At 60.2% G+C, this 11,536-nt stretch carries 9 protein-coding genes; 5 read left to right on the top strand and 4 right to left on the bottom strand.

Annotation, left to right across the window (positions count from 1 at the left end; translation table 11 throughout):
• Nucleotides 1–2,150 (bottom strand): CarD family transcriptional regulator (locus RSF91_RS16815; protein ID WP_332569499.1); only part of this gene is annotated, 2,150 nt, incomplete at its 3' end.
• Between the two features lie 246 nt (nucleotides 2,151–2,396).
• Here RSF91_RS16815 and ispD point away from each other — a divergent pair.
• Together ispD and ispF are read left to right on the top strand one after the other, a co-directional pair.
• Nucleotides 2,397–3,206, top strand: coding sequence for a 2-C-methyl-D-erythritol 4-phosphate cytidylyltransferase (gene ispD, locus RSF91_RS16810; RefSeq protein ID WP_442878878.1), 810 nt, complete (start codon nucleotides 2,397–2,399; stop codon nucleotides 3,204–3,206).
• A gap of 78 nt (nucleotides 3,207–3,284) precedes the next feature.
• Complete coding sequence (ispF, locus tag RSF91_RS16805) at nucleotides 3,285–3,764, top strand: 2-C-methyl-D-erythritol 2,4-cyclodiphosphate synthase (RefSeq protein ID WP_332569498.1); 480 nt, start codon at nucleotides 3,285–3,287, stop codon at nucleotides 3,762–3,764.
• A gap of 21 nt (nucleotides 3,765–3,785) precedes the next feature.
• On the opposite strand, the gene RSF91_RS16800 is transcribed toward ispF, so the two are convergent.
• Together RSF91_RS16800 and ompR are read right to left on the bottom strand one after the other, a co-directional pair.
• A complete protein-coding gene (locus RSF91_RS16800) occupies nucleotides 3,786–5,291 on the bottom strand; it encodes a sensor histidine kinase (protein WP_332569497.1) in 1,506 nt (501 codons plus the stop codon).
• Between the two features lie 193 nt (nucleotides 5,292–5,484).
• Nucleotides 5,485–6,216 carry an osmolarity response regulator transcription factor OmpR gene (gene ompR / locus RSF91_RS16795; RefSeq protein WP_099736624.1) on the bottom strand — a complete coding sequence of 244 codons (732 nt, stop codon included), beginning with the start codon at nucleotides 6,214–6,216 and terminating at the stop codon, nucleotides 5,485–5,487.
• Between the two features lie 313 nt (nucleotides 6,217–6,529).
• Between ompR and RSF91_RS16790 the strand changes: the two genes are divergently transcribed.
• On the top strand, nucleotides 6,530–7,276 hold the full coding sequence (locus RSF91_RS16790) for an SIMPL domain-containing protein (RefSeq protein ID WP_332569496.1): 747 nt from the start codon (nucleotides 6,530–6,532) through the stop codon (nucleotides 7,274–7,276).
• A gap of 138 nt (nucleotides 7,277–7,414) precedes the next feature.
• On the opposite strand, the gene RSF91_RS16785 is transcribed toward RSF91_RS16790, so the two are convergent.
• Nucleotides 7,415–8,197, bottom strand: a complete 783-nt coding sequence (locus RSF91_RS16785; RefSeq protein ID WP_332569501.1) for a 3-hydroxybutyrate dehydrogenase — start codon at nucleotides 8,195–8,197, stop codon at nucleotides 7,415–7,417.
• Between the two features lie 76 nt (nucleotides 8,198–8,273).
• Here RSF91_RS16785 and RSF91_RS16780 point away from each other — a divergent pair, with 76 nt between their 5' ends.
• Nucleotides 8,274–9,290 (top strand): alpha/beta fold hydrolase, encoded by a 1,017-nt coding sequence (locus RSF91_RS16780; protein ID WP_332569500.1) that lies wholly within the window; start codon nucleotides 8,274–8,276, stop codon nucleotides 9,288–9,290.
• Complete coding sequence (locus RSF91_RS16775) at nucleotides 9,287–11,518, top strand: RelA/SpoT family protein (RefSeq protein WP_332569495.1); 2,232 nt, start codon at nucleotides 9,287–9,289, stop codon at nucleotides 11,516–11,518. The genes RSF91_RS16780 and RSF91_RS16775 overlap by 4 nt, the downstream gene beginning before the upstream one ends.
• The last annotated feature ends 18 nt before the right edge of the window (nucleotides 11,519–11,536 follow it).

Here is an 11,536-nt window from a genome sequence, read left to right as displayed (position 1 = left end):
ACGATGTCCACCGTGCCGTCGGCAATGCCCTTGATGGCAGCGGTAATCTCTTTGCCGGAGCGAAAGCGCGATACCTCGGCCACCTTGATGGGCCACTTGGAAAAGCGATCGACCAGCGTCTGGTAATGCTGCTCGGCCAGCAGCGTGGTGGGCGCCAGAAACGCCACCTGCTTGCCGCCCATGGCCGCCACAAAGGCGGCGCGCAGGGCGACTTCGGTCTTGCCAAAGCCCACATCGCCGCAGACCAGGCGATCCATGGGCTGGGGCGAGATCATGTCCTGAATCACGGCATGAATGGCGGCGTTCTGGTCGGCGGTCTCTTCAAAGCCGAAGTCAGCCACAAACTGCTCGTAGTCTGCCGTTGGGAAGCGGAAGGCATGGCCCTGGCGCGCCGCACGACGGGCGTAGATGTTGAGCAGCTCCGCCGCTGAGTCGCGTACCTGCTCGGCAGCCTTGCGTTTGGCTTTTTCCCATTGCGCGCCGCCCAGCTTGTGCAGCGGCGCATCGTCAGGCGATACGCCGGTGTAGCGACTGATGTAGTGCAACTGGCTCACGGGCACATAGAGCACGGCGCTGGCTGCGTACTCCAGGTGCAGAAACTCCTGCAGCGCGGGGGTGCCGTCGGGGTTTTTCTGGCCCATGTCCATATTGATGAGGCCACGGTAGCGGCCAATGCCGTGATCGGAGTGAACGATGGGGTCGCCCACTTTCAGCTCAGACAAGTCCTTGATCAGCGCTTCTACATCGCTGACCTGCTCCTGTCTGCGGCGGCGGCGGCCCGTGGGGCTGGTGGCGAAAAGTTCGGTTTCAGTGACGAAGTCCAGACCTTCTTCCACCCAGGCAAAGCCATTCATCAAGCTCGAGGTGGCAATGCCGATTTTTTCCGTCGTATCGGTCTGGAACTCAGCCAGTGAATCAAACACAGGTGGGTTGACGCCCGAGGCACGGAAGAAGTCCAGCAGGCTTTCACGTCTGCCATCCGATTCGGCCAGAAGCAGCACCCGGCTTGCGGAAGCTGCTATATGTTTTTGCAGCTTGGCCAGCGGGTCTTCGGCGCCGCGAACGACGGACAAGTCCGTGAGTTTCTGAAAAATAGCGCTGTCGGCCACGTCTTCGGTGCCGGGGCGCAGGGCCAGCTGGGCGTGCTCTTTGCTGCGGGTATAGAACTGCTCAGAGGTCAGGAACAGCGTCTCAGGCGGCAGGGCAGGGTGATCAGGGTCGCCCTGCACCAGACGGTAACGGTCCTTGGTGTCTTGCCAAAAGCGCTGAAAGGCGGGCTCCAGATCGCCGTGCAGCACCACCGTCGCTTCGTCGCCCAGGTAGTCAAACACCGTAGCGGTTTCGTCAAAGAACAGCGGCAGGTAGTACTCGATGCCGGCCGTGGCAATGCCCAGGCCCATGTCTTTGTAGACGCGGCTGCGCGTGGGGTCGCCTTCCAGCATCTCGCGCCAGCGGCTGCGGAACTTGGCTCGTGCGTCCTCGTCCATGGGGAATTCGCGGCCGGGCAGCAGGCGCACTTCGGGTACGGGGTACAGGCTGCGCTGAGTGTCGGGGTCAAAAGTGCGGATGGAGTCGATCTCGTTATCAAACAGATCAACGCGATACGGCACTTGCGAGCCCATGGGGAACAGGTCAATCAGGCCGCCGCGCACCGCATATTCACCGTGGCTGACTACTTGCGACACATGCTGATAGCCCGCCAGCGTGAGCTGGGCCTTGAGTTTGGCTTCATCGAGCTTTTGCCCGCTTTTGAATTCAAAGGTGTAGCCCGCCAGAAAAGACGGAGGCGCCAGTCGGTACAGCGCCGTGGTGGCGGGCACGATGACCACATCGGCCCCGTGCTCCTTATCGCGCTGGTTGATGCGCCACAGGGCAGCCAGCCGCTCGCTGATCAAGTCCTGGTGCGGTGAGAAACCGTCGTAAGGCAGGGTCTCCCAGTCGGGGAACAGGGCGCAGCGCAGGTCTGGCGCGAAAAAGGCCATCTCTTCCATCAGGCGGCGTGCATCGGATGCATCGGCCGTGACGATGGCAGTCACGCGGCCATCGCCTTTCTCGCGCTCGCCCAGCTTGGCCAGCAGCAGTGCATCGGCGCTGCCGGTGGGGCGGGGCAGGTGAAAGCGTTTACCAGGAGTGAGCTTGGGCAGTTGCATGGTTTTCACAGACGAGCAGATGCAGCCGGGCACAGGCGCTGGCTGCATGCGTTAAAACGGGGACAGATTGAGTACAGGCGAGTTTGCCCCTTAAGGGCTTGGCTCACAGGCCAGTCAGCACAGGGCTGACGATTGGCGACACATTCACTCAAAATGGGGGCACCTCTCGGTGATGCAAGCCGAAAGCAGGGCCAAAGATTTGGCGGATCCGCTTTCGGGCGAAACAGTAATTTTAAAATAGAGCGCATGACAGATCGGTTTTTCTCGCCTGAGTCCATGCCGGACGCCAAGGCAAACGCTGCTGCAGCGTCTTCATCCCTTGCCGAACAGGCGGCCGCGCCGCGCTGCTGGGCGCTGATTCCCTGCGCTGGCGTGGGCTCACGTGCCATTGCGGCCGATGCTCCAGCGCCTGAGCTGCCAAAGCAATACCAGAGCGTGGCAGGCCAGCCTATGGTCATGCACACGCTGGCGGCCATGCTGCAGGTGGTGCGCATGCACCAGGTGCTGGTAGTTATCTCACCAGCTGACACCTTCTGGCAGGCGCGCGCCCTTGAAAGCCGACTTGCCGTGGCCTCTTGCGGCGGCGCAACCCGTGCCGAGACGGTGACCAACGGCCTGCAAGAGCTGCTGCGCATGGGCGCAAGCGCTGCTGACTGGGTGTTGGTACATGATGCGGCGCGTTGCCTGGTGACGGGCGCGCAGGTCAACACGCTGATGGATGCTTGCTTGCCCGATGCGGTGGGTGGCCTGCTGGCGCTGAAATTGCCCGACACGCTGAAACAGCAATCGACAGACAGGGGCGCAGCCCGTGTGGCGCAGACGGTAGACCGCAGCGATAAATGGCTGGCGCAGACGCCGCAGATGTTCCGCATCGGCGCGTTGCTGGCAGCCTTGCAGGCGGCGGGCGATGCGGTGACGGACGAGGCCAGCGCCATGGAACTGGCAGGCCACGCGCCGCTGCTGGTGCCCGGCGGCGCGCAGAACTTCAAGGTGACCTATCCCGATGATTTTGCGCTGGCTGAGGCCGTGCTGATGCAGCGCCGGGTTGCTCGCTAAAAGTGATGCTGAACACTAATTAATATTAAATTGATAGCTGATAGCGCTTTATTTATAAGCGCTAGAAAAGGATTTTGTATGAATTTTCGTATTGGTGAAGGCTGGGATGTGCATGCGCTGGTGCCGGGTCGCAAGCTGATTCTGGGTGGCGTGGAAGTGCCGCACACCCTGGGCCTGCTGGGCCATTCCGATGCCGACGTGCTGCTGCACGCGATTACCGACGCCCTGTTTGGCGCTGCGGCGCTGGGCGATATTGGCCGTCATTTTTCGGACACCGACCCCCAGTTCAAGGGCGCAGACTCAGCCGTGCTGCTGGCTGAGGCCGTGCGCCGCGTGCGCGCCAAGGGTTTTGAGATTGGCAATATCGACAGCACCATCGTGGCGCAGGCTCCCAAGCTGGCGCCGCATATCGAGAAGATGCGTGAGCGCATTGCTCAGGTGCTGGCACTGGATGTGGAGCAGGTCAACGTGAAGGCCAAGACGGCTGAGAAGATGGGCCCGGTAGGCCTACAGCAGGCCATGGAAGCGCGGGCGGTGGTCTTACTTTACAAGGCTTGAGTCCGTGGCGGCTTTGCAGGCTCAAGCCTCGTAAAGGCCGTCCTCATCTTTTTTGTCGCGCGGCAGATTGCGTTTGACCTGAGGGCGCTGCAGGCGCTGCTCGGGGGCGGCGCTGGGCGTTACCCCCATGGCACGCTGCAACTGCAGGTGGGCAACCAGCCCGCCAGTGGATGAGTTGGACAGTGCAAACATGCCGCCCATGCGCTGCACCGTTTTATCGACGATAGACAGGCCCAGACCCGCGCCAGCGGCAGCGGTGCGGGCAGTGTCGCCCCGGAAGAAGGGCTGCGTCAGGTTGGAAATTTGCTCGGGCGGCACGCCCTTACCGTGGTCGCGTATGCGAATGACCACCCATTTTTCGCTCTCTTTGGCAATCACATCCACTTCGGTGATGTCGGTCGATGGCGTCTTGCCGTAGCGGCGGGCATTCTCAAACAGGTTGGAGATCACGCGGGCCAGCTCCACCTCGTCGGCCAGAACGTAGAGGTTATCGGGCACGTTCATGGTGATCTGCAGCTCGCGGTGATCCTGCACGGCATAGACGCAGGACGCGACCACCGCATGCAGATCCACAGGGCTGAGCATGACGCGGTGGTCTGGGCGGGCATAGTCCAGAAATTTGTCGATGGTGGCATCCAGCTGCACGATGTCGGCCACCATGTGCTCGCGCGCCACGTCGTCGTACACGCTCATTTCCGTCTCAAGGCGCAGGCGCGCCAGCGGCGTGCGCAGGTCGTGGGAGATGCCGGCCAGCATCACGGCGCGGTCTTGCTCCAGCTTGGCCAGTTTTTTGGCCATGCGATTGAAGCCGATATTGACCTCGCGGATTTCGCTGGTCACGGCTTCTTCGTCGAGCTGGCTGGCGTCGAAGTCACCTTCGCGCACGCGGTTGGCCGCATAGGATAGTTGCTTGAGCGGCCGGTTGATCAGCCGCGCAATGGCGGCAGCACCCACCAGCGACAGCAGAGCCGCCGTAATCAGCCAGATCAGCCATGTCTGCCCGCTGGCGGGGGTAAAGCGCGACTGGTCCATCAGCATCCAGTTGCGGTCCCCGTTGATGGTGAAGCCCACCCACAGGCCTTGCTCGCCATTCACGCTGCGCGCCACCACCGTGCCGTAGCCCAGGCGGGTGGTGAGTTCTTCGGTCAGCTTCTGGCCCAGCGAGTTTTGCTCCAGCAGTTCAAAAGTGTCACCGGGCTCGCGCGGCAAGATGCGCACGCCTTCCTGATCGGCCATGGTCTTGATGAGCGAGACGCGGTTGATCGCGTCCGAATGCTCCAGCGCTGCGCGGCTGAGGTTGACCATGGAGGCGACTTGCTTGGCCGTTTGCAGGGTACGGGGCTCAAAGTCCAGCGCTCTCAGCGTTTGCAGCCACGCCAGAATGCTGCCGACCAGCAGCAGGGCCAGCAGGCAGAAGGTGCGCCAGAAGAGATTCAGGCCCAGTGGGGAACGCGCCGTGGTGCGCCGCTCGTACTCCAGAGGTACGGGGCTGGTGGCATCGGGTGGCGTGTCGTGGAAAGCACTCATGGGCAGCAAAGCTGAAAATAAACTGAACCCAAGCGTACGCGCAAACGGCAGGGCAAGGGTTACGGGTTGTCCAAAAAGAGCCGTTCTTGTTTCAGATATTTAACGAAGCGGGCTTTTTGGCGGCTCTCAATGCAACAAGCCGCCAGGAGAGGCGGCTTGTTGCGCATGGTCGATCTGCGCCGGGCAGAGTCGATTAGTTCATGCCATCGGGTACGAAGACATAGCCAACGCCCCAGACGGTCTGGATATAGCGCGGCGCAGCCGCGTCTTCCTCAATCAGCTTGCGCAGACGGGAGACTTGCACATCCAGGCTGCGGTCAAAGGGCTCAAACTCGCGGCCGCGGGCCAGCAGGGCCAGCTTTTCACGCGACAGTGGCTGGCGTGGGTGGCGTACCAGCGCCTTGAGCATGGCGAATTCGCCCGTGGTCAGTGGCAGCTCTTCACCATTTTTTTGCAGCACGCGGGTGCCCAGATCAAAGGTGAAGGGGCCAAAGGTTGCCACTTCGTTATCGCCAGAGGGAGCGCCGGGCGCTTCTTGTGGCGGGCGGCGGCGCAGCACGGCGTGAATGCGGGCCAGCAATTCGCGGGGGTTGAAGGGCTTGCCCAGATAGTCATCGGCACCCACTTCAAGACCCACGATACGGTCAACGTCTTCGCCCTTGGCGGTCAGCATGATGATGGGCGTGCGGTCATTGGCAGCGCGCAGGCGGCGGCAGATGGACAGGCCGTCTTCGCCGGGCATCATCAGGTCGAGCACGATCAGATCGACAGTTTCGCGCAGCAGGATGCGGTTGAGCGCCTTGCCGTCCTCGGCAATCATGATCTCGAAACCTTCTTGCGTCAGGTAGCGGCGCAGCAGGTCGCGGATACGGGCATCGTCATCCACCACGAGGATCTTGTCAGTGCGGTTGTTTGTCGTTGCCATGATCTTCCTTAGCGATTTATTTGTAACAGTGGCATTGTTATCGCTTGCCGCAAAAAATCCAGCGAAAAGAGGGTGACTCTTGCCAGTTGTTACGAATGTTGCGTTTGTAATTAGAACAATAAATGTTTCTGATTGAACTTTGACCTTAATAATCGATCTATGTATCAATCATCGTTCTGTTTGTGATGTCAATTGGTGATTTTCGTACAAGAAGTCGCACCGATTGCTGACAGGCCGTAAAAATCGCAATCCACGGATGCTGCAAACTTCATGTGTATCTGCATGGCTTGATTTATTTCCAAGGGTGAACCGTATGAATAAATTTTCTAAACCATTGTCTTCGTCCCGATTCACCGCAGTCGCCGCGCTGCTGGCAGCGGCTTGCGCCGGTGGCAATGTCTGGGCGCAGAACGCGGCGACAGGTGAAAAGCCTGTGAATGTGGTCCAGCTGTCGGCACAGGGCACGGTTGAAGTGCGCCAGGACTGGATGACGGCCACTTTGTCTGCCACCAAGGATGGGCGGGATGCGGCCACCGTGCAGGCCCAGTTGCAAAAGCTGGTGGAAGCGGCGATGACCACGCTGCGCCACGAGGCGAAAAACGGCGAAATGGAGCTGAGCACGGGCAACTTCTCCATCTCGCCGCGTTACGGCAACAACGGCAAGGTAGAGGGCTGGCAGGGTCAGGCTGAAATCGTGCTGCAGGGCCGAGACTTTGTGCGCATCACGCAAGCCGCAGCCAAGGTGCAGGACATGACGCTGGCCAGCATGGGCTTTGGCTTGTCGCGTGAAGCCCGTGAAAAAGTGGAGGGCGAAGCCCAGGCCAAGGCGATTGAGAACTTCCGCCAGCGTGCTGCGGCTATTACCAAGAGCTTTGGCTTTGCGGGCTACAGCCTGCGCGAGGTGAGTGTGAATAGCAGTGACTCCAGCATGCGACCCATGCCGCGCCCGCGCATGATGAGCATGGCCAAGGCCAGCTATGCCGATGCGGCGCCCGTGCCGGTGGAGGCTGACCGTGCCGAGGTATCGGTCAGCGTCGGCGGCTCGATTCAGATGCAGTGATCTGTGAGCTGATATGAAAAAAGGAGCTGCTTGCGCAGCTCCTTTTTGATTTTCATCAGCTAACTTCTTTGAAGTGCAATCAAATCAAGCGGTGGTTGCTATTGATTTGATACTCTTGCAGCGCTGTGAGTGGCAGCTTTACTGAGCTGTCCAGCCGCCATCCATGTTCCAGGCCACGCCACGCACATTGCCAGCGGCCGCCGAGCAGAAGAAGACGGCCAGTTCACCCAGCTCTTCGGGCGTGGTGAATTGCTGCGATGGCTCTTTCTCGCCCAGCAGCAGTTTGGTGGCTTCTTCGTTGCTGATGCCCTGTGCAGCAGCCTTGGCATCCACCTGTTTTTGCACCAGCGGTGTCAGCACCCAGCCGGGGCAGATGGCGTTGCAGGTCACGCCGGTGGTGGCGTTTTCCAGTGCTGTCACCTTGGTCAGGCCCACAACGCCGTGCTTGGCGGCGACATAGGCTGATTTTTCCGCCGAACCTACCAGCCCGTGCACCGATGCCACGTTGATGATGCGGCCCCAGTTGGCCTGCTGCATGGCGGGCAGTGCCAGTCGGGTGGTGTGGAAGGCGCTGCTGAGGTTGATGGCCATGATGGCATCCCATTTTTCGACTGGGAAGTCCTGAATCTTGGCCACATGCTGGATGCCAGCGTTGTTGACCAGAATGTCGACGCGGCCGAACTCGGCTGCGGCGTATTTCATCATGGCTTCAATCTCTGTGGCCTTGCTCATGTCGGCGCCGTGATAGCCGACTTTGATGCCTGCGGCCTTGCCGGCCTCCAGCACCTGTGCGCGAGGGGCTTCGACATCGCCAAAGCCATTGAGAACAATATGGGCGCCCTGACGAGCCAGTGCGACTGCGATACCGAGGCCGATTCCGCTGGTCGATCCTGTCACGAGAGCGGTTTTGCCTTTCAACATGGACATACAAGGTCTCCGAATGAATTACGATGCGACGACAGCCATTATCGGCCCCGGCTTTCAAAGTGCGCTCTCCATGAATCAACCTACGCTGAATTACGTATCGTGTCCCGGAGCTTCTGCAGTGGCTCCCACCTGGGCCAATGCCCAGCGCAGAAAAGAGATCGAGGCGGTGCCCGAGGGCATGCACCGCATGGCGTACTGGGAGTGGAACAACACTGGCAATGCCGCCCATCCGCATGTCATCGTCTGCGTGCATGGCCTCTCGCGCCAAGGGCGTGATTTTGATGTGCTGGCGGCCACACTCAGCCGCTTTGCCCGCGTGATCTGCCCCGATGTAGTGGGGCGTGGCGAGAGCGACTGGCTGGCTGACCCCATGGCCTATCAGGTGCCGATGTACGCCGCCGACATGCTGGCGCTGCTGGCCCAGTTGCATGCGCAGGCACCAATCGAGACGCTGGACTGGGTAGGCACCAGCATGGGCGGGCTGATTGGCATGGGCATCACCGGCCAGCCCGGTCTGCCGCTGCCTGTTCCGGTGCGGCGCATGGTGCTCAACGATGTGGGGCCTGTCATTGAGTGGGCATCGCTGGAGCGCATTGGCTCTTATGTGGGCAAAAGCTTGCAATTTCCCAACTTTGAGGGCGCCGCAGCCGCCATGCGCCAAATATCTGAGGGGTTTGGCCCGCATACCGACGAGCAGTGGAGCACACTCTCGCAAGCCATGGTTAAACCGAATCCGCAAGGCGGCGTGGTGCTGCATTACGACCCGAAAATATCCGCACCCATGGTGCTGATGACCCGTGAGACGGCACAGGCGGGCGAGACCTTGCTCTGGCAGTTGTATGACCAGATTAAGGCGCAAGTTTTGCTGATTCGTGGTGCAGATTCCGACCTGCTATCTGCAAGTACTGCTCAGGCCATGGCCGAACGAGGCCCCAAGGCGCATTGCACGGAACTGGAAGGCGTAGGCCATGCTCCAACATTGGTCGCGCCGGGACAGGTGGCGTTGATACGAAAGTTTTTACAAGGGGAGAAGGGTTTGCCGGCAAGCATCAGTCTTGCGCAGCAAGCTCAAGAGGAAGCTGAATGAAGACCAGCGATAACGCAACCCAAGTCTCTGACGCCGCACCCAAGATTACGGAGCCGACGCCGCATCTGATCATGGCCACCTCGGAGATGCTTCCCGAGCAGGCCAATGCCCTGGAGCGTGCGCGTGCATTTGCCGAGCCGCTGATTGCCGGTGAAGTCATGGAGACGGGGGAGAACACCCTGGCTCATGCTGATGCGGTGGCCGCCATTCTCAAGAAGATTGGCGGCTCTGAAACCATGCAGGCTGCCATCTATCTGGTGCATGCCAGCGTGCACCTGAACAAGCCGCAGGAAGTCATTGCCAAGGCCTTTGGCGACAATTTCGCCACTTTGGCGGTGGAAACCATCAAGCTCATCCGCGTGCAGCAGCAGGCGCGAGATGCCGAGTTGAGCACCCAGCATGTGGATGGCATTGCGACCCAGACTGAGAACGTGCGCAAGATGCTGCTGGGCTTCTCGCGTGATCTGCGTGTGGTGTTACTGCGCTTGGCATCGCGTCTTCAGACGCTGCGCTATTACGCGGCTGAAAAAAGTGTGGTCTCGCCCAGCATTGCGCGTGAGGCACTGTATGTCTTTGCACCATTGGCCAATCGCCTGGGCATCTGGCAGATCAAGTGGGAGCTGGAAGATCTGTCCTTCCGCTTTCTGGAGCCAGACACCTATCGCCAAATTGCCCGCCTTTTAGATGAGAAGCGGGTAGAGCGAGAACTCTATATGGAGCAGATGCGCGGTCGGCTTGAGGCTGATTTGCGCGCCCACAGCATCAGCGCTTCAGTACAGGGCCGCCCCAAGCATATCTATAGCATTGCCAAGAAGATGCGTGGCAAGTCGCTGAGCTTTGACCAGCTCTTCGACATTCGAGCGATGCGCGTCATCGTGCCTACGGTCAAGGACTGCTATGCAGCGCTGTCCTGGGTGCATGAGCAATTCACACCGCTGGAAAAAGAGTTTGACGATTACATCGCCAAGCCTAAGCCGAACGGCTACCAGTCGCTGCACACCGTGGTGCGCGATGAAACCGGTCGCACGATTGAAATTCAGATCCGCACGCAAGCCATGCACGACCATGCTGAGCATGGCGTGGCCGCGCACTGGGCCTATAAAGAAGCAGGTACCAAGGGCTATGCTGGCGTATCGGCGTCCAGTGAGTACGACGCCAAGATCGCCGTGCTACGCCAGTTGCTGGCCTGGGGCAGTGATCTGACAGGTTCGGCCCAGCGCGGCCTGTTTGAAGACCGCATCTATGTGCTGACCCCCGATGCCGCAGTGATTGAGCTGCCGCAGGGCGCTACGCCGGTGGACTTTGCCTACTCCGTACACACAAGCCTGGGTCATCGCTGCCGCGGTGCGCGGGTTGATGGTGTCATGGTGCCGCTCAACACGGCGCTGGAAAGCGGGCAGACCGTAGAGATCAACACCGCCAAAGAAGATCGTCCCTCGCGAGACTGGCTCAATGCTGACCTGGGCTATCTGGTCAGCAACCGTGCCAAAGCCAAGGTGCGCGCCTGGTTCAATGCCCAGGCCACGCATGAAACCGTATCGCGCGGTCGTGAATCCGTTGAAAAGCTGCTGCAGCGCGAAGGCAAGACGGCCGTCAAGCTGGAAGATCTGGCGGGGTTGCTCGGCTTCAAATCTGCCGATGCACTGTTTGAAGTGGTTGGCAAAGACGAATACTCGCTGCGCAATATCGAAGCCGTACTGCGCCCCAGCGAAGATGTGGCTGTGGAAGAGTCCTTCATTCCCGTGCGCAAGGCACGAGGCCATGACTCATCCAGAGGTGGCGTGCTAGTCGTGGGGGTTGACTCCCTCATGACGCAACTAGCCAAGTGCTGTAAGCCTGCGCCACCCGATGATATCGGCGGCTTTGTGACGCGCGGTAAGGGCGTGAGCGTACACCGCTGCGATTGCACCAACTTCCGCGAGATGGCAGCCAAAAGCCCAGAGCGCGTGATTGAAGTTGATTGGGGTCAACCCAAGAATGCGGAAAAGGGCGGCCCGGTCTACCCAGTCGATGTCGCCGTAGAAGCAGCCGACCGACAAGGCCTGCTGCGCGATATCTCGGACGTGTTTGCACGAGAGAAGACCAACGTAATCGGCGTACAGACTCAGTCCGTTAAGGGCACTGCCTGGATGACATTCACGGTAGAGGTCGCTGACTCCGGGCGCCTGAGCAAGGTGCTGGGCATTGTGGCCAACGTATCGGGGGTGCGCTCGGCAAGACGACGCTGAATGCAATGATTGGCAAGA

The organism is Comamonas sp., assembly GCF_036643215.1.
Classification (GTDB): domain Bacteria; phylum Pseudomonadota; class Gammaproteobacteria; order Burkholderiales; family Burkholderiaceae_C; genus Comamonas.
The sequence above is the reverse complement of the archived record's forward strand: the minus strand, read 5'-3'. Positions and strand labels throughout refer to the sequence as shown.